The organism is Paenibacillus turpanensis, assembly GCF_011421635.1.
GTDB classification, from domain to species: domain Bacteria; phylum Bacillota; class Bacilli; order Paenibacillales; family YIM-B00363; genus Paenibacillus_AK; species Paenibacillus_AK turpanensis.
This window is the reverse complement of sequence record NZ_WTLI01000008.1, coordinates 142,315-161,144: the sequence shown is the minus strand read 5'-3', so window position 1 is coordinate 161,144 and position 18,830 is coordinate 142,315. Positions and strand designations below refer to the sequence as shown.

Annotated in this window: 19 protein-coding genes; 4 read left to right on the top strand and 15 right to left on the bottom strand. The window is 51.9% G+C overall.

Features of this window, described 5'->3' with window-relative positions:
* Window positions 1-102: 102 nt before the first annotated feature.
* The 6 genes from GQS10_RS09495 to GQS10_RS09475 form a co-directional block, all read right to left on the bottom strand.
* Window positions 103-843 carry a DUF421 domain-containing protein gene (locus GQS10_RS09495; protein ID WP_166241371.1) on the bottom strand — a complete coding sequence of 247 codons (741 nt, stop codon included), beginning with the start codon at window positions 841-843 and terminating at the stop codon, window positions 103-105.
* 115 nt (window positions 844-958) lie between these two features.
* Window positions 959-1,318, bottom strand: coding sequence for a cupin domain-containing protein (locus GQS10_RS09490; RefSeq protein WP_166241369.1), 360 nt, complete (start codon window positions 1,316-1,318; stop codon window positions 959-961).
* Between the two features lie 5 nt (window positions 1,319-1,323).
* Window positions 1,324-1,452 carry a hypothetical protein gene (locus tag GQS10_RS23480; protein WP_279537962.1) on the bottom strand — a complete coding sequence of 43 codons (129 nt, stop codon included), beginning with the start codon at window positions 1,450-1,452 and terminating at the stop codon, window positions 1,324-1,326.
* Window positions 1,453-1,798: 346 nt separating this feature from the next.
* Window positions 1,799-2,824 (bottom strand): ABC transporter substrate-binding protein, encoded by a 1,026-nt coding sequence (locus GQS10_RS09485; RefSeq protein WP_166241367.1) that lies wholly within the window; start codon window positions 2,822-2,824, stop codon window positions 1,799-1,801.
* 65 nt (window positions 2,825-2,889) lie between these two features.
* Entirely contained in the window at window positions 2,890-3,909 is a 1,020-nt protein-coding gene (locus GQS10_RS09480; RefSeq protein WP_166241365.1) for a FecCD family ABC transporter permease, read from the bottom strand.
* Entirely contained in the window at window positions 3,906-4,877 is a 972-nt protein-coding gene (locus GQS10_RS09475) for a FecCD family ABC transporter permease (RefSeq protein ID WP_166241472.1), read from the bottom strand. The genes GQS10_RS09480 and GQS10_RS09475 overlap by 4 nt, the downstream gene beginning before the upstream one ends.
* A gap of 292 nt (window positions 4,878-5,169) precedes the next feature.
* Here GQS10_RS09475 and GQS10_RS09470 point away from each other — a divergent pair, with 292 nt between their 5' ends.
* Together GQS10_RS09470 and GQS10_RS09465 are read left to right on the top strand one after the other, a co-directional pair.
* Entirely contained in the window at window positions 5,170-6,807 is a 1,638-nt protein-coding gene (locus GQS10_RS09470; RefSeq protein ID WP_166241363.1) for a helix-turn-helix domain-containing protein, read from the top strand.
* An 88-nt stretch (window positions 6,808-6,895) separates the two neighbouring features.
* Complete coding sequence (locus GQS10_RS09465) at window positions 6,896-7,543, top strand: TetR/AcrR family transcriptional regulator (protein ID WP_166241361.1); 648 nt, start codon at window positions 6,896-6,898, stop codon at window positions 7,541-7,543.
* A 102-nt stretch (window positions 7,544-7,645) separates the two neighbouring features.
* Here GQS10_RS09465 and GQS10_RS09460 read toward each other — a convergent pair whose 3' ends face one another.
* From GQS10_RS09460 to GQS10_RS09450, 3 genes are all read right to left on the bottom strand, one after another.
* Window positions 7,646-7,903: a DUF1292 domain-containing protein gene (locus GQS10_RS09460; protein WP_166241359.1), complete on the bottom strand. Its 258-nt coding sequence runs from the start codon at window positions 7,901-7,903 to the stop codon at window positions 7,646-7,648.
* Window positions 7,904-7,978: 75 nt separating this feature from the next.
* Complete coding sequence (locus GQS10_RS09455) at window positions 7,979-8,140, bottom strand: hypothetical protein (RefSeq protein WP_166241357.1); 162 nt, start codon at window positions 8,138-8,140, stop codon at window positions 7,979-7,981.
* Between the two features lie 64 nt (window positions 8,141-8,204).
* Entirely contained in the window at window positions 8,205-8,720 is a 516-nt protein-coding gene (locus GQS10_RS09450) for a DUF2179 domain-containing protein (RefSeq protein ID WP_166241355.1), read from the bottom strand.
* A gap of 138 nt (window positions 8,721-8,858) precedes the next feature.
* On the opposite strand from GQS10_RS09450, the gene GQS10_RS09445 reads away from it, so the two are divergent.
* Window positions 8,859-10,418, top strand: a complete 1,560-nt coding sequence (locus GQS10_RS09445) for a glycine betaine uptake BCCT transporter (protein WP_166241353.1) — start codon at window positions 8,859-8,861, stop codon at window positions 10,416-10,418.
* Between the two features lie 113 nt (window positions 10,419-10,531).
* Here GQS10_RS09445 and GQS10_RS09440 read toward each other — a convergent pair whose 3' ends face one another.
* The 6 genes from GQS10_RS09440 to GQS10_RS09415 all read right to left on the bottom strand — a co-directional run bounded on the left by GQS10_RS09440 (window position 10,532) and on the right by GQS10_RS09415 (window position 17,087).
* Window positions 10,532-11,320 (bottom strand): carbohydrate ABC transporter permease, encoded by a 789-nt coding sequence (locus tag GQS10_RS09440; RefSeq protein WP_166241470.1) that lies wholly within the window; start codon window positions 11,318-11,320, stop codon window positions 10,532-10,534.
* A 44-nt stretch (window positions 11,321-11,364) separates the two neighbouring features.
* Window positions 11,365-12,255, bottom strand: coding sequence for a carbohydrate ABC transporter permease (locus tag GQS10_RS09435; RefSeq protein WP_341805035.1), 891 nt, complete (start codon window positions 12,253-12,255; stop codon window positions 11,365-11,367).
* A 78-nt stretch (window positions 12,256-12,333) separates the two neighbouring features.
* Complete coding sequence (locus tag GQS10_RS09430; RefSeq protein WP_166241349.1) at window positions 12,334-13,668, bottom strand: ABC transporter substrate-binding protein; 1,335 nt, start codon at window positions 13,666-13,668, stop codon at window positions 12,334-12,336.
* 93 nt (window positions 13,669-13,761) lie between these two features.
* A complete protein-coding gene (locus tag GQS10_RS09425) occupies window positions 13,762-14,718 on the bottom strand; it encodes an HAD-IIA family hydrolase (RefSeq protein ID WP_243735070.1) in 957 nt (318 codons plus the stop codon).
* A gap of 226 nt (window positions 14,719-14,944) precedes the next feature.
* Entirely contained in the window at window positions 14,945-15,949 is a 1,005-nt protein-coding gene (locus GQS10_RS09420; RefSeq protein ID WP_243735069.1) for a DUF3231 family protein, read from the bottom strand.
* Between the two features lie 34 nt (window positions 15,950-15,983).
* Window positions 15,984-17,087: an NAD(P)-binding protein gene (locus GQS10_RS09415; RefSeq protein WP_166241347.1), complete on the bottom strand. Its 1,104-nt coding sequence runs from the start codon at window positions 17,085-17,087 to the stop codon at window positions 15,984-15,986.
* Between the two features lie 148 nt (window positions 17,088-17,235).
* Between GQS10_RS09415 and GQS10_RS23645 the strand changes: the two genes are divergently transcribed.
* Window positions 17,236-18,771, top strand: coding sequence for a diguanylate cyclase domain-containing protein (locus GQS10_RS23645; RefSeq protein WP_166241345.1), 1,536 nt, complete (start codon window positions 17,236-17,238; stop codon window positions 18,769-18,771).
* The last annotated feature ends 59 nt before the right edge of the window (window positions 18,772-18,830 follow it).

Genomic DNA, 18,830 nt, shown 5'->3' with positions numbered 1-18,830 from the left:
GCAGCCCTCCTCTTGTTTTGATATGACTATATCATGTTCAACATCACGGAAAAAAGGGTGCGCTGGAATTTCCAACGCACCCGTTCTCTTCATCCAGACAGCCTAGTGAACGACGGTCTCGTGATCGTTTCGCTTATCAATATATAGTTGGTCCAGCAGATCCACCTGGGCAAACATCACCTCGGAGACATCGGTGATCCCCTTCTGCCGAAGCATTTTCCGCAGCCACGCTTCGTCTTTACCAAGAGCCTTCAGGCTGTTTGCCAGAACCTTGCCGTCGATCACTACGGTTTGCGGCTGTCCCCGATGTAAAGGAGCTAGGTTGATGTCCTTTGGTGTGACAGGCATATACTCCGGTTTTTTTAAAACCGATACCGTACCGTTCGTTTCAAAATAGGCTAGCTCCACCTGGTCGAAATAAAACACGTTCTTTTGACGGAGCATCATCTGCAGCTCATCCATGGTCATTCTAACTTTATTCATACCATCTTCTAGAATCTCGCCGTTACGAATCAGCAGTGTTGGCTCGGAATCGAGCAGCTTACGTCCACGGAAGCTTTTTAAGGCTACTAGATCCGCAGAAAATGCCAGTATACCAAAAACTGACAACCCCAGTGCCCCTAGCGCAACATTAATACTGACATTAAACATGATGTTAGCCCCTACGGACCCCAACGCAACACCGGCAATAAATTCGAAGAAGGTCATTTGAGCAATCAGCTTTTTCCCGAGAATCCGGGCCCATAAGAACAAAATTCCAAACGCAGCGGCGGAACGGATCGTTACCTCAAACCAGTCGATGGGGAAAACCTCCTTAGGTTCAGTCACTTTTAATGTAACCATTTCCCCCATCCCCATTCATTCCCGTCATATCGAAGCGTATCAATTTCTGCACGCAGCATTAGCTCCAGCTTCCGCACGAATCCTTTTCAGCCCCCAGAGGAGAAAAACCCTAGTGTTACTCCACTTCCGGCAGCCCCGACACATCCAGAGCATCTGCTTCGATAAGCATCGCAGTTAACCCGCCGGCCGTTCCCGTCTCATGCCATTCCCCCTGCTCCCAGTACACTCCCTGCCCGGCCTTCACCGGGAGCCGTTCGCCCTCTCCGCTTCGCACCCAGCCTTCGCCTTGAACGACAACCAGAAGCTGCGGACAAGCGGCTTGATGATAACCGATAAGTCCGTTCGTCCCCAGATGCGCGTAACCGATCTGCACAAACTTCGGCTCCGCCCGCACTACCTTTGAAATGATAAATTGGTTGGAGCCGAACGCCTGAATGGCTCTACCGACGCTTTCGTCAAAACGTACGATTCTCATGAATGTTACAGCTCCTTAATTAACTTTCTAATCTGTCCGGCAGCATCCTGATCCGCTCGGCCGCCATGATAACAAATTACCGTCTCAAGCTCGTAATCCAGAAACTTGCGGAGCGAGCGATTGGCTTCCTCCATACAGCAGCTTCGATCTTACAAAAGTGACTACTATTTTTTATCACACGGGGAAGATAGACACAATAACCAAATATATAATTATACCATAAAATATAGTGGTTGCTTAGCATTTCCCTCCCTCCAGCTACCCTTACCGAAAACCCCCTGAAAAAAACCTATATACTCAACATTACTTCATATATCTCGTTTTTCCACCTAGTTTGATGTATTTAATGTCATTAACCACCATTACCATCGCTGCCCTTCTGCAACTACGAGACATGAAAAAGACGCCGTGAAAGCATTTTACAATGCTCCACAGCGCCAAGATTTACAGCCTTATTACCCATATAAAAACAACGTTTCTCTACTTCAGCTTCTCGCCGTACTTTACAACCTCGTCAACCAGCATCTTTGCCGATTTAATTCCTCCGGAAAGGTTCCAAGTCACCTCGTCCACCTTAAACGCCATGTTGTTTTTAGCAACCTTCAGGTTGGTGTAAAGCGGATCCTTCATCCATTCCTCTTGGTTTTTCGTTCCGCCTTTTTTCTCATCATAATCCGCATTGAAGTAGAACATGATATCGCCATCCATATCGGCGATTCGTTCCTTCGTAATGACTTCCATGAACTGGTCCTTATCCTGTGCCGCAGGGCGAGCAAAGCCGATATCCTTCAAAATCACACCCGCGAACGTATCTTTCTGGTAAATGCGAACCGCATTCGGCAGGAAGCGGACGATCGAAACCTGCTTTGCCGTCTTCGCGCCAAGCTTATCCTTCGCTTCCTTGATCTTCGCATCGTAAGCGGCCATCGCCTTTTCGCCTTCCTGCTTCTTGTTCAAGGCTTCCGCATACAGGTTGAAGTTTTCCTTCCATTTGCCGGCTAGGTCTGCCGAAAGCACCGTTGGAGCGATATCCTTCAGCTGGTTATAAATTTTTTCATGACGCACCTTGTTGCCCAAAATCAGATCCGGCTTCAGGCTGACGATCAGCTCGAGGTTCGGCTGCGCCTCGTCACCCAGCTCCGTTACGCCCTGCATTTCGCTGGCGATATGCGGGAACCATGTGTCGCCCAGCCCGGAATTCACCGCGCCCACCGGCTTTACGCCAAGCTCAAGCACCGCTTCCGTTCCTTCCTGTGTCAGCACGACCACACGCTTCGGCGTACCGGTCAGCTCCGTTTCGCCCATGCTGTGCTTAACGACGCGCTTCGTCTCCGCTGGCGGTGTCTGCTCCTTCGGAGCCGCACTCTCTCCCTGCTTCGCTGCGCCTTCCCCGGCCGGTGTTTTTGTTGTTTCCGGCTGACCGCAAGCGGACAGCACCAGTGAAAATACGATAACGAGAAGCATGCTGAACGATAACCATGACGAATTCTTTTTAGTGCGTACCATGAAAGCTCTCTCCCTTTATGTAATGTAATGTTTGTCGATCCTCTTCCTACATTCTAATGCGCCTCTTACCTTCCCTTTCTCTTGTATAAAAGGTAAAAGAAAAACGGTGCGCCGAAGGCGGCCGTAAAGATGCCCGCCGGCAAATCATAAGGCGAAAACAGCGTGCGGCCGGCCAAATCGGCCAATACAAGCAGCAGCGCGCCGAGCAAAGCGCTGATTGGAATCATCCTCGCGTGGTTGTTCCCGACCAAGCTTCGCGCCATATGGGGGGCAATGAGCCCTACGAAGGAGACATTGCCCGCAATTCCAACCGAGGCCCCGGCCAAGGCCACGCTGAAGAACAGCAGCAGCAAGCGCGTCCGGTTGACCGCGCTGCCCAGTCCTACAGCGGTGGCGTCGCCAAGCGCCAATACGTTCAAATGGCGGGACATCGCCCATGCCGCCGGGATAAATACCGCTGCCCAAGGCAGCAGGGTCCAGACATATTCCTTCGAGGTGCCGTATAACGTTCCCGTCAGCCAGTTCAGCACCTGGGAAGCCATATAAGCCGGCCCGCTAATAAGCAGAAAGGTCGTCAGTGCAGAGGCGGCTGTCGATACGCCGACGCCGATCAGCAGCAGGCGGAAGGTGCCGACGCCTCGTTTCCAAGCCAGCGCATAGATCATAGCCGCTGCACCAAACGCGCCGCATACCGCGATGAACGGCAGCAGATGAATGCTGTATCTGCTTGCCGTCACGGTCAAGAAGCCCACGACCAGCACCGAGGCTCCGCCGCTGACTCCCATCAGATCCGGCGAAGCCAGCGGATTGCGGAACACACCCTGCATCAGTGCCCCGGAAACGGCCAACGCCGAGCCGACCAGCACGGCTGCGAGCGTTCTCGGCAGCCGCAGGTTAAAAATGATCATCCGCTGGGCTTCATCCCCGCCCCCCAGCAGCACAGCCGCTGCTTCCAAGAACGGAATCCGCGTTGTCCCCGTCGAAGCGCTGACGACGATCAGTGCGAATAAGACAGCAAGCAGCGCCAACCCCAGCCCTGCCGCTGCAGCTGCCGGCCTTCGTAATCCCATTAGGCCCTGCTTCATTCGTGCATCCTCCTCCTCGACAAATAAATGAGGAAGGGAACGCCGAGCAGCGCTGTCGTCACGCCGACAGGGACTTCCTTCGGCATAAGAAGGAAGCGCGAGGCTGTGTCCGCAGCCACCAGCAGGATCGCCCCGGCAACGGCGCAGTACGGCAGCAGCCAGCGGTGATCGCTTCCGACAAGGTATCGGCAAATATGAGGCACGATTAAGCCGACAAACGCAATCGGCCCGGCCAAGGCAACCGAACCGCCGGCCAAGACGATGACGACTGCGATTACAGCGCCCTTGGCCAGCGACGTCCACTGCCCAAGCGATTTGGCGATGTCATCGTCCATCCCCATCACATTGAGCGACCTCGCGAGCAGCAGCGCCGCCACCAGACCTACGCCTAAATAAGGCGCTACTGCACTCAAATGCTCCAGCTTTCTCCCCGAGACGGAGCCGACAAGCCAGAACAGCGTCTCCTGCAGCGACTCCTCGTTCAGGAGCATCAAGCCGGAGGTGATCGCCGAAGCGAACGCGGCAACCGCCGCTCCCGCCAGCGTCAGCTTGACCGGCTCAAAGCCCCTGCTCCCGGCCGCTCCAAGGGCCGAGACAAAGACGGCGGTCACTCCTGCGCCGGCAAAGGCAAACCAGATCAGCTGTCCGCTGGACAAATCCGCTCCGGTGGCCGCGAGTACGATCGCGATCATCAATACCGCTCCCGCGTTGATGCCCAGCACCGAGGGCGACGCGAGCGGATTTTTGCTCAGCGTCTGCATCAACGCTCCGGCGACGGCCAAACTTGCCCCGACCGCCGCTCCGATCAGCGTCGTCGGCAGCCGTACCGTGCGGAGGAGCAGATGCTCTGCGGAGCCGTTAAAGCGGACGCCCGCTTCCCACAGCTCCTTGATGCCAAAACGCTGATAGCCCAGCAGCATGCTGGCCAGCATACAAACAGCAAGCAGCAGCAGTCCGCAGATGAGCATAAGCCCTTTGGCCTTGCTGCTATGCAAACGATTCACTCGACCTGTTCCCCCTAAGCGTGCGTGTTTCTTCGTCCACCTCCGACCCCGTCGATGTACCGCCCTTTTTCTAATTGATAACAATTATCATTACCAATGATAAACTAGCCCTTGACGCATTTCTATACATCACATTGCCTTTTTATTATGGACAATATTGTCCCTTTCCCCGATCAAACGTTGCTTCCTGGCCCATCCTTTTTTATAATTAGTGATAATGGTTATCAATTGTTGACGCGAACAAAGGCGGGATCATATGGACAGCGCACCCTACGTTTCTTTTTTCATCACCTCTATCAAGCAGCATGATTATGCACCGGACTTCCGGCTTCGGACATATATCGCGGAACGCAGCACACTCGTCTACGTTGTCCGGGGCTCCGGTACCATTCAGCTGAGCGGACGCATCCATGACCTGTCGCCGGGAAGCTTTGTGTCGGTCACTCCCGCGATGCGGGTCGCGCTGGCATCCAGCGGCACCCAGCCCTTGTCTCTTTATTTCATTCATTATTTCGGGCTGCGCCTTTCACCTGATTATCTAATTACCAGCAGGAAGACAGAAGCACAATCCGAATTTCCGGAGCCCGCAAGCCTGCCTTTTCTGCCTAACCAAAGTATGACGACCCCCGCCTCCCGTCGCGCTCGGATCAATTCCGTGCTGGAGCAGCTGCTCCGCCTCCATCCCCGCTCGCGAAATCTCACTGGGACCACGGCGATGTCCTTTTATGAGCAAAAGCTGTTGTATAAGCTGCTCGATCTTCTGCAGGAGGCGGCGTCGCAATACAGCAGCTCGGATGCCGGCCCCGTGGAACGAACGCTTGAATTTATGAAGCAAAACTATATGAAGCCGATTCCCCTCGGGGAGCTTCCACAGCTGGCCGGACTGACGCCAAGCTCCTACTGCCGCGCATTTAAGCGTGCAACCGGACTGACGCCGGGCGGCTATTTATCCAGCCTGCGCATCCAGCATGCGAAGGAGCTGCTCGCACAGCCGAGCCGCAGCCTGAAGGAGGTAGCACGCAGCGTCGGCTTTCAGGACGAGCTGTATTTCAGCCGCGTATTCAAGCAGAACGAGGGCGTATCGCCGACCCTATACCGGAAGCGTCATAAAAAAAGAATCGCCGTGGTCAGCAACATCTTTCTGCAGGACCACTTGGTTGCTCTCGGCATTCCGCCGATTGCCGCTCCCGCGTTTCCCAGCCATTTCGAGGGAGGCTTCCCCAGCTATTTGCGCAGCCAGCTTGGCGAAACGATTCCACTGAATGCGGAGCGTCATATCCCTTGGAGCGAGGTAGCCAAGCTGGAGCCCGATATGACGCTGAAAATGAGCTTCCGGCACAACCCCTACGACAAGCAGTGGGACCGCTATTCCGGGACGGTATTCATCGATGACCATCCGAATTGGAGCGACTACCTGGCAACCTTGTCGGAAAAAGTGGGTCAGGAGGCGGCGGCCGAGTCGATCGTCGCCCGCATCGGGCAGGTGGAACGGACAGGCCGCGATGCCCTGTCCTCCTTTACCCGCAAAGGGCGCTGGGCCGTCATCCGCGTCACCAAAGAGCATTTTCGGCTCTACGACGGCTCTTCCCATGCAATGATGGATCTGCTGTTTCAAAAGCTCGGCTTTCAGCCGCATGACTTATCGCCCGGATATTCCTACCGGGAGGATGCTTTTCTCGATTTGGTTTCCTTGGATCCGGAGCGGATTCTCGTATTGTGGAGCGATGCCTCCGCGTTGTCGGCGCTGCAGCGCAATCCGCTTTGGCAGGGGCTGCAAGCCGTGTACACGAATCAGGTGTACGTCCCGGACAGCAGGGAATGGGATGCGTGGGGTCCGATTGGCCGGGAATATACGATCCGGGAATGCGTGCGGTATTTTTCCAAGTATCAATAACGAACGTATAAGGCGCCATCGATGTAAGAATTTGACGGAGAGCCTCCGCCGCTGATTTAATAAGTAGAGAGGAATGGAGGGCTTTCTCATGCCTAGAGTTAGCAAGAACCCGGAGGAGCGTAAAAATGAAATTTTAGACGCCGCTCAGCTGCTGTATGGGACCAAAGGCTACCAGCAAACGTCAGTCAGCGATATCGTAAAGCAGATTGGTGTCGCCCAAGGCACCTTCTATTATTATTTCAAGTCCAAGGAAGAGGCGGCGGATGCGCTCATCGAAAGGCATCTGCATGCCATCCTGGGGCCCATGAAAGAAATCGTCATGTCCGATTCACGGACCGGCCTGCAAAAACTCGCTTCCCTGCTCCTGCATGAGCTGGATGAGGAGAACGGACACTCGGATGTGTTCCAGTATTTGCATCATGAAAACAACACTGCTCTGCATCAGCGCATGGTCGTTCAAATGGTGAAGCAGGCCGCCCCCATGCTCGCCTCCTTGCTTGAGCAGGGCAACCGCGAGGGTACTTTTCGAGTCGAGCAGCCCCAGCTGGTAGCTGAATTTATGCTGACAGGCTTTCAATTTTGGCTTGACCCTTCTGTATTCCAATGGAACGATGAAGAACGGTCTCACCGCGTGCGCAAGGTGCTGCAAATCTTTGAAACCTTACTCGGCGCCCCCCAAGACTCTCTTTCGTTGGATCGATTGAAGCAAACCGCCTATCCTTCCGATGAAACCTAACTCTCAAACATACATCATATAATCATGAACCGACAAAAAGCCCCCGTCTCGTTTGTACTTGACGGAGGCTTTCTTCAACCGGTACTTAGTTGATCCGATTGCTTACTCGGCAGGAGCCGCTTCCACTGCAATTTGATACGCATCCAAAATCGACAACGCCTCTTCCTCATTATCGATGCCTTCCAAATATTGCTCCTCGTCTTCCTCGCCGACAACACGCATTAATACAATATCGTCCTCGCTCTTCAGCAGCGCATACGTCTGCTCCTCCATATCGAACAGTGCTTCCACTTCAAACTGCTGTGTATTGCCCTGCTCGTCCTGAACCATGATCGAATCCCTTACATTCGTTTCTTCCATCCGCTTCTCCTCCTCCCCGTAAGAGATCATGAACTACAGCCCACCAGCGCCCAAGCTGATCACATTGGCCCCGTCTTACGCATCACAGTGCTTCCAATCCGTCTCCTTGCCGGTGTCCGGACAAGCTTGGAACAGCTCTCCCTGACGGTACTGCATTTTTCGCCCGGTTACTGTTTCAAAGGTCCCCGAATTCGGCGCACGTTCACCGCTTCTGTACGTTTGACGCGCTTCTTTCATTGTTGTCACCTCCAAAGCAAAACGTTCCCCCGCCAACGGCAGGTTATTCCTCAGCCCCCGGAAATCAGCGCTTGATGACGCTCGTCCAAAATCCGCCGTGAAAATGCCGCGGTTCAATCGTGATCACAAACGCTTTCGGATCCACCTCCAAAATCAGACGATACAATTTCTCGTGGTTTTTCCGCTTCGCCAAAATTTCCATCACCGAACGCTCGCCATCCCGTCCAGAGCCGACCCACGAGGTCACACCGTACCCTTTTTGCCGCAAAGCCTTCTCTATGTGTCCATTCATCTGCTGGCTGATTACTTTTAAGGTGACATAACCGAGTGCGATCTTTTCTTCGATCCATGCGCCGATAATAATGCCGAGCGCATAACCAAGAGCATATACGGTCAAGCTCGACCAATGATTTAAATACTGCAGCACCATATTTAGCCCCAGCACATACACCGTAATTTCAAAGGTGCTGATTGCGGCAGCGATGTATTTTAACCCTTTTAGGGTCAATATCATCCGCAGCGTAAACGCAGTTACGTAAACGATTTGGATCCCGAAGATTGCAAGTAAAATTTTTATCATGGCCCGCTTCCTCCTTTACCTAAAATAGAGTGTTCCGAGTGCGGCAAATTATCCTAACCATTCGCGGATGATAATGACGAACTTACATAATCCAATGCATGGATTGGGATAATGTTTGCAAAGGAGGAGGTTTTCGGTATGGGGAAGGTTTCCCGCGTCTTTTGGATTTCTATAGTCGTATCCATAATCTTTGTCATGTGGGGAGCGATTTGGCCGAAGCAGCTTATCCAAAGCATGAATGTGCTGCAATCGTTCTTCTTAATCCGATTCGGCTGGTTTTATCAGCTGACCGCGACATTCTTTCTTTTTTTCGCGATTTTTTTGATTTTCAGCAAGTACGGCAAAATCAAATTGGGGAAGGATGACGACAAGCCGGAGTTCAAGCGCTCCACTTGGTTTGCCATGCTGTTTAGCGCCGGGATGGGGATCGGGCTGCTATTTTTCGGCGTATCTGAGCCGATTTCTCATTATGCCAACCCTCCGGTCGGTGCAGCCCGAACGAACGAAAGCGCCAAGCTCGCTTTGCAGTATACGTATTTGCACTGGGGCTTTCATGCATGGGCCATCTATGCCACCATTGCACTTGCGCTTGCCTATTATAAGTTCCGTAAGGGTGTGCCGGGGCTCATGAGTGCAACCTTGTATCCGCTGCTTGGCGATCGGGTGAAAGGATCCCTTGGCACAATCGTCGATATGACCGCTGTCTTTGCTACGATCTTCGGTGTTGCCGCCTCTCTTGGCCTTGGCGCTGCGCAAATTAATGGCGGGCTAAGCTATGTGCTGGGCATTCCAAATAATTTCATTACTCAATTAACCATCGTGGCAGTGGTTACCGTCTTGTTCATTCTTTCAGCGAGCACAGGGGTCGAAAAGGGGATTAAGTACTTAAGTAATGCCAATATGGTGCTCGCACTTCTTTTGTTTGTATTGTTCCTGTTTTTGGGTCCGACGATTTTCCTCATGGATCTTTTCACAACTACCTTCGGGACCTATGTGCAGAACCTGCTCGCGATGGGGATGCGGCTTGCTCCGTTCAATGAACGGAACGCAGAGTGGCTGCGCTCATGGACGATCTTCTATTGGGCGTGGTGGATCGCCTGGGCTCCGTTTGTGGGAACGTTTATTGCGCGTGTATCGAAAGGGCGAACCGTGCGGGAATTTGTGATTGCGGTGTTAATCATACCGTCGATTGTATGCGCCATCTGGTTTGGCGTCTTCGGCGGGACCGGCATCTATATGGAGCATGTTTTGGGTCTTGATGTTTCCGGGCAAAGCCTCGAAGCGGCTCTGTTTTATGTGTATCAGCACCTGCCGCTGACCTTACTGCTGGTCATCGTCACCCTTCTGCTAATCAGCACATTTTTTATTACGTCCGCGGATTCAGCCACCTTTGTTCTCGGCATGATGACCACGTTCGGCAGCCTGAACCCGCCGAATTTTGTGAAAATTGCTTGGGGGCTTACCTTATCGGCCTCAGCGGTCATCCTTATGTCCTCCGGCGGACTTCAAGGCTTCCAAACGGCAATCATCGTGAGTGCCTTTCCGCTGGCCCTCGTGCTGCTGCTAATGACCTTTTCGATGTTAAAATCGTTCCATGCAGAGCTTCGGCAAACTCCCAAAAAACCGGGAAAGCCTGAACCCGAAGCCGTAGAAAACTCTAGTAAACGTTCGCTCCGAGGCGAAAAAGCAAAAACATAAAACAAAAGAGGCTTCACGAATGCGCACGTTCGTGAAGCCTTCTATTCACTGCCATTCCACAGCCGATTCACCGCTCTCCAAGGCGATCTCCGTGTGGTCCGCACGTTCCAACCTTATTTTAGCCCGGAATGCATAAAGCTTTCGACGAACTGCCGCTGAAACAAGAAAAATACGAGCAGAAGCGGCATAATAACGAGCATCGTCGCCGCGGTCACCGTGCCCCACTGCGCGCCGGTTTCAAACGACTGGGCAAAAACCGCAATTCCCACCGTCAATGGACGCGTCTCCACCGAGTCCGTAACAATGAGCGGCCACATAAAGTTGTTCCAATGCGCGCTGACCGAGATCAGCCCGAACGCAATGTAGGTCGGCTTGGCGGCCGGCAGGTACACATGCCAAAGCGTCCGCCACCAGGAGGCGCCATCCGCCCTGGAGGCATCATCCAAATCAAGCGGCACCTGCTTGAACGTCTGCCGCAGCAAAAATACGCCGAAGGAAGATGCCCAATACGGCAGCATGATCGCAAGCTTGCTGTCGATCAGACCGAGCTCCTTCATCGTTGAATAATTCGGAAACAGCAATATATCCGGCGGAATCATGATCTGCGTCAAAAACAGAACGAACACGATGCTGCTGCCAACGAAATGCAGCCGGGCAAAGGCATAAGCCGCTAACGTCGCGGTTACCAGCTGAACGGCTAAAATCCCTGTAACGATAACGAACGTGTTCCAATAATATTGCCCAAAGGGAATCGTCTCCCAAGCCGCCGCGAAGTTGGTCAGCGTCGGACTGCCCACCGCAAACGGGTTGCTCCGGGTAATGACATCCGCAGCCGGAGTAAGCGATGTGCACAGCGTCCACACAAGCGGAATGAAGAAAATTATTCCTAGCACGGCGACCATTGAGCGGTTTACGATGCGTAATGCCACTGCAGGTTCCCCCTTTCTTATTTGTAATGAATCCGACGATCCAAATACCCGTAATGAAAAATCGACAGGACGAGCAAAATCACCAGCAAAATGACCGTAAGCACGGAAGCCTTCCCCATATCCCAAAAGCTGAAGGCCGTCTCATAAATGTGATAGAGCAGCAAATTACTGGCGTTGTTCGGTCCGCCCTTCGTCATAATGTACAGATGATCAACCATCTTAAAGGCGTTCGTTGTTGCGATAATGAGTACGAACAGCGTCGTAGGCATGAGCAGCGGAAACGTGATCGTGCGAAACGTACGCAGTGGTCCGGAGCCTTCAAGCTCCGCCGCTTCATAAATATCCCTCGGCAAGCCTTGAAGCCCGGCCAAATAAAAGATCATAAAAAATCCGGCTTCCTTCCAAATCATCATCACGATCATCGAAAGCATGACCCAATCCGGATCGCCAAGCCAATTCGGTCCCGCTCCGCCGAACACTCCAAGCAGCTTATCCAGCAGACCGTAGTCCGGCGTGTAAATAAACAGCCAAATATTCGCCACCGCAATCATCGGAAGAAAGGTCGGATAAAAAAAAGCCGCCCGCAGCAGACCGTTGCCCTTCCGCTTTCCGTTCACCCAAACCGCCAAATACATCGCAAGCAGGATGCTTACCGGCACCGTTCCCGCCGCAAGCAGCACATTGTTAACCAGTGATTGGCGGAACACCTCGTCCTGCAGCACCTGGGCGTACTGCTCCAGCCCGACGAAGCTTTCACTGCCGAAGGTTGAGCTGTAAAAGCTAAGACGAATCGATTTCATTACCGGATAAAACGTAAACAATGCTAAGAAAAGAAGAGAAGGCAAAAGCAGCGCATAGGCAAGTGCATTTTCCCTCCAGCGTCTAGCGCGCAGCGCGCGTACATTCACTTGAAATCCCCCTCCGCTGTGTAGAACAACGGGGCCGCCACGGCTTCGTGCCATGACAACCCCGTTTCCAAGCGCGCCTTATTTTTGGAAGTTTTTCAAAATCGCATCCGCCTGCTGCTGCGACTTCTCCAGCGCTTCCTTAGCCGACATTTTACCAAGCAGTACGGCTTGAATGTTGTCATTAAACAGCTTCGTTACTTGTCCGTTCTGATACGTAGAAAGCTCGCTGTCCGCATATTGAAGCTGGTCCCTCGCGACAGCCGCATGCGGGAACTGCTTCACGTAATTTTTCAGCAGCTCGGTTTCATAGGAAGCCTTCGTCGTTCCCACATATCCGGTATCGATCGACCACTTCGCCACCCGCTCCGGCTGGGTCACGAATTCGATAAACTTGATCGCGGCCTTCTTGTTTTCTTCCGGGATGTTTTTAAACACATACAGATTGCCGCCGCCTGTAGGGGAACCGTACTTTTTGTTCGCCGGCAGGAAGGCTACGCCAAAATCAAACTTGGCGTCGTTTTTCACCTTCGTCAGGTTGCCCGTCGTATGGTACATCATCGCCGTCTTGCCGCTGATGAAATCGGATGGCACCGTTGCCCACTCCAGCACGCCCTCCGGCATGACCTTGTCCTTGCGGCCTAAGTCCGCATAAAATTGCAGCGCCTCTTGCACCTCCGGCTTGTCGAAGAACACCTTTTTCCCGTCGCCCGAAACGATATTCGTTCCCGATTGCAGTGAAAGCGCCTGAAGCATCCAATATTGATAGCCGGTGCTCGGGATTTCAATTCCCCACTGCGTCACCTTGCCCGATCCGTCTTTTACCGTAAGCTTACTGGCCGCTTCCTTCAGCTCCGTCCAGTTTGCCGGCGGCTTCTCCGGGTCCAGCCCTGCCGTTTTAAATGCATCCTTGTTGTAATACATTACAATCGTGCTGCGCTGGAACGGAACGCTCCAAACCGTATCTCCAGAACGTGTATTGCCCATAAACGCCTCGTAAAAGCCATTAAAGTATTCCTTCGAAAAGCGCGGAGTTAAATCCTCAATCGCGTTCATGGAGAGCAGACTGTATAAGTCAGTCGACAGCAGTACGGCAAGGTCAGGGGAGTTTCCGCCCTGTACCGCCGTGGCCACTTTCGTCATCGTGTCCTGGTAACTGCCGCCGTAGACCGGCTTTACCGTAATTTCCGGATGCTCCTTATGGAAATCGCTGGCCAGCTCGTCGATCAGCTTTGTAATTGGCCCGCCTACCGCTACAGGGAAGTAGAACTCCAGCTCAACCGGCTTGACCTCCTCCTTCTTCTCCTGAGCCGCAGCCGGCTTGGTTCCCTCATTCGTTGGCTTCGTCGATTCCGTTTGTCCGCATGCGGATACTAAAAAGGTTGCCGCAAGCACCGATAACAGCATTTTCTTCATTCCAAAACATCCTCCTCTGTTTCGTCACCTTATTTGATCCTTCATTCATCGAAGGGTACTGCCGCTTGCCTCGCCTATACAAACTTTGCTCTATTAAGGTGCCAAATCCCCGATGCGGCCCAAATACGGTCTTCTCTCTCCTACAATTTCCAATAAAGAGGCAAGCACGTAATCCGGCTCTACTCCTGCTAAGATCATATCCTTTCGGGAATCGGCTCCCGTCAGCACAAGCGCGGTAGCCATCCCGTTCGCAATGCCGAAGCGGATGTCCGTTTCAAGCCGGTCGCCAACCATTAGGCAGGCTTCAGGCGGCAGCTTCAGCAGCTCCAGCGCCTTCTTCGCATAATAAGCGGAAGGCTTGCCGATCACCCGAAACGTCGGACGCAGACTCGCCGTCTCAAGCGCCTTGACCAGCGCCCATGTATCGGGAATCGCCCCGTCGTCAATCGGGCAAAACGGATCCGGGTTGGCCGCGATCAGCAGCGCGCCGTTGCGGAGCGCATTCATTCCTGCGGTCAAACGCTCGTATGTAAACTGCCGGTCCAAGCCGACCAGCACATGCGATGCTTTCAGCGGCTCCTCCGTTAGGTGCACGCCGCAGCGCAGCAGCTCTTCCCGCATCGCCTCTTCGCCAACCATATACACAGTGGCATCCGGCTCATACTCTTGAAAATACGCCCCGGCCGCACACAGCGCGGTCATGACCTCATCCTCCGCACATTCCACCCCTAAGCCGAGCAGCCTTTCCCGTACCTGCTCTCTTGTGCGTACCGTTGTATTCGTCACGAACAACAGCGCCTTCCCGGCGGCCCGCAGCTTGTCCAATGCCGGCTTAACACCGGGAATTAAGCTCTCCCCTGAATAAACCGTTCCATCCAAGTCAAATAAATAAGCTTGATATTGATCCAGCGGCAATCGCCCGCCATTTTTCACACGAGCTTGCAGCTGCTCGCTGCCTCCTCTGTTTAAGCCGAGCACATGCTCTTTGCCGGCTGCCATATCTGTTCTGCGTTGTTTTCCGTATCCCGTCACTGCTCTGCCTCTTCCCATAAAAAATAACCCTTGCTCGCAAAGGCAAAAACAAGCCAGACGGGTCGCAGTGCGCAGACCCAGCTTATTTTTACACTTCACTGAACAAGGGTTTTCTCCAATTCTCAACCCGTGACATCAGTAACCATGTCCGATATAATACCAGCGTACTCCTGAAGTATTAAGCAGGAATTAACTCACATCGCTTTTTTTGTAAATTATGTCCACATGACGCCTTTCCGCTTTATCATCTACTGAGCAGCGCTTTCCGATCGACCGCCCCCGGCGTCTTTTCCAGCCATTCATGCGAAATTAAGAGTTGCGTCAAATCGTGCGAAAACGCCCCAGCCTCGCCGATCCGCATGGTATACTCCTTGACGAGGTCATGCTTCATAACCGTGCCCAAAGCCTGTCCATAATGGGTAATAAGCGCCCCAAACAAGCCCGCAGTATGGCAAAGCATCAACCGGTCGGAGAAGCACCGCGTAACCGACGCCGTTACATCGGCATCCCTTAATGCCGGTACGGGCAGATCACTTTCCTCTAAAAGCTCGCCGAAGCGATGATAATGCTCTCTAACCAGCTCACGCCCCCGGTGCATCATCGTTCGGGTATCCTGCCCTTCCGCCGTTTGTCCGAAAGCAGTGCACATCGCAATGATGATCGAAATAATCTCCACTGATTTGTACAAGTTTGCCATCTCCATACTATGCAGCGGGCGCGTATCGCCAAACCAGCCGTGCAAAAAGCTTTCCTTCTGTATGAATTCGGCCTGCTCCGGTGCAGGAATGGAAGGATGGGGAATATAGAGCCCTCCCTCCATCATTTCGCGGATTAAGTTCATATACAGCTGAGTGGCATCCCGGAAACAGCTTTCACAGAACGTGCGGACATCCTCCCGTACCGAATTGGAAATCGCTTCGGAATAGAAATGCAAGCCTAGCCGAGAGGCATTCATCAAGTAAAAGTAAAAAAAATGCTCGGTAAAGAGAGACGGAGCAGACGGGTCGGATTCTTCTTTGCTAAATCCGATCGGCACCGGAAACCCATCATTCGTAAGAAGCTTCCTCCGCTGTTCGTTTTGCTGCATGGCAAGCGTCTTTGCCGCTTGAATATGCTTTTGAATAGCCGGACTCTTCACCTGCTCATGAAATACGTTGAGAAATTGAATCGACATGTCATCAATCATGTACCCCGACCAAACATAACCGACTTCGGAAGAGGTCAGTGCTGCTGCGTTTTCTGTTGGCAAAACCCATTCCCCTTTTCATTCATCATTCAAATGCTCAAGATGTAGCTCCAACCTTGAGCTTTACATAGGGACGCAATAAGTAGCTGGCCACTTTAAACGGATCGAACCGTGACGTTTTCAGCAGCTTGTCTCCCCAGTACCCGTCTAGAAAGCCCACAACAAGATCCAAATCCTTATTCGTCAGCTGCTCCATGCTTCTGCGAAGCACAAGTGAATTTTCATAGCTTTGCCGAATCGCTGCCGTAAGCTCCTCATACTTGCCGAGACCGAGCAGATCGTAAGCGGCATACACTCCGGTCAGGATTGACGCGAATTGGCCGAATCCAAGATAGGGCATGATACAGCCAAAGCAATTCCCTACAAAAAAAGTGTTGCCGATTCTTCCCTCATTACAAATCCCAACCGCATATTGAGATATTTCAAAATGATCGGTAACACGCAAGGTCTGCCCTAACTCTTTCTCAACAAGTCCTTTGAACAAATCCCATGAAGGCTCCATTTGCCTAACCACACCGGTCCGATGCTCTGAATACGCAATAACGATATTCGCCTTCTGTTCCGAAATCGGGATGAGATACCCGTAGCCTCCCGGAGAGGCGTCGTAATTAAGCCATGCTCGGACTGTGTTTCGGTCGAAGCTTCCTTCCACCATCGCACCTTTAATGCATACCGTAAAATCTTTGCGAAAATTATTCGTTTTAACACCGTAATCCGCATCGCCGGTTGCCATCACAATGTGGGTATACTCACGCAGCAGCTGCTCGTACGATTTTTGCGAATTCAATGTAATCGGAGTTTTCAGCTGACGGCTGAGTTGAGCCTCAAATGACTCCTGCTCTCTCCCGCGCAAATTGGTAAATCCTAAATATCCGTCAATCGAGGCTGCCGCATTCGGAGAATAAATCAATAAGTTTTGAACGCTTGCCAAAGGCTGCAAATATAAATGAAATTGTTCGGACAAGTACTCAATACAATCCTTTACGGGACGGCTAATGAACGAAAATAAGACCTCCGCACTGACAAACCGGTCTCCGACCCGGCTTCTGTTTTCGTACACATGCGGTGTAACCCCGTGCTGTTCTAAGGTTATGGCGCATGCTAACCCTGAAAGACCGGCCCCCATAATCGCAATGTCCAATAGCAGCGCTCCTTCCTCTCGTTTCCAACTTGCGGAATAAATTTACATCTTTTACTATTCCGATTATTTAAAATTCCATTCATGCCCTATCAAAAAATTATCTCCTTCGTTGTCCGTCCACTCTTTTTCTATCTGTTTGCATCCAATTGTGATAAAATCATTACAAATCATCACAGAGGATAACATCATGCGCATACTCCCATTTCTGTCTTCCCGCATTCAAAGCATTTATAACCAAACAAAGCTTGCCCTATCCTACGGCAGCATGGAGTTCAGGACGATGCACCGCGGGCATTTATTAAACCGGCTGCAAAGTATTTCGATCGTCATGCTATTTCTATATGCCTATTATGTTTATGCAGATTTCGTCCTTTACACCAAAACCGGCACCCCCGGCTTCCGCCATACTCTTGCCTTGATTCATTTATCCGGGTTTGTTTTATCCGCTTGCTACTTGGCTTTATACCGCTTTATTCACAGCAAGCCTGCGTTTCTGACATCGAAGTGGGCTGAGACGCTTATTCTTATAAGCTGCTCCCTTTATTTACTAATGGGTGCAGTCGCCTCGCTGAACAGCCAGCAGCTGACAGGCAATGTCGATGCTTACATTATGATTACCATCGGTGTTTCCGTTGTGCTCCCCATTCATCCCGTTAAGTTTTTAGCCGTTCTTTGCGTGAATCATACGTTCTTCCTATACTCGCTCTCCTTTGTCAACAAGGATGCGCAGCTGTTAATGTCCAAGCAAATCAACACCACGGTGACGGCTTTTGTCGCCTTCATGATCGTGCTCGTCATGTATTCGTATCAAAAGCAAAATCATTATTCCAAAGTTCAGCTTGAAAAACAGAGCGAGCAGTTCCGGAAGTTTTTTGAGGTTAACCCGTTTCCGCTCATTCTCACGACCCTGGAGCAAGGAAAGATTAAGCTCATTAATGATAAAGCCGTTGAATTTTTTCAGCTTCGCGATGTCAATTCCAGGGATCGAAATGCACGCTTTCTTTACAAACACGCAGAGGAACGAGCGGCTATAGTAGAAGAGCTGAAGCTGAAGGGCAGTATCAAGAATGTCCATGTTGAGGGGAAAATCGGACCGGATTACAAATGGGTCTTGGTCAATTACGAGCTTGTGGATTACGATCATGAGCGGTGTATCCTTGCGGGGATTACAGATATTACTGAGCTGAAAAAGCTGGAGAGCGAGCTGACGATTCACGCATCCACCGATACTCTAACTGGCGTTCTCAACCGGCGAAAGGGCATTGAGCTGCTGGAAGCGGAGATGCAGGAGAGCTCGCTCACGATATGCTTCATCGATATTAATAACCTTAAATTGGTTAACGACAGTTACGGTCACGCTGAAGGAGACGACATGATTCGTACGGTTTGCCGGATTATTCAGGCGAAGCTGGATACGAACGATACGCTGTTTCGTTACGGCGGGGACGAGTTCATTCTCTTATTCGTCAATAAATCAGTGGGTGAAGTTGAAGCGATTTGGCAGAAAGCGCTGCATGCGTTTGAAATTTATAATGCAGCTGGAGTCAAGCCTTATCCGATTACGTTCAGTTACGGCCTGCAGCGGTACGAGAAGGATATGAAGCTCTCTGCGGAGGAGCTCGTCCGCTTGGCTGACGAAGCGATGTATGAGCACAAATCGGAATTTAAGAAACGGCAAACCTAAAGAAAAAGAAAACCCACTGGCAGCTCGAATAATCTTCGATGCGGCTGAGTGGGTTTTCA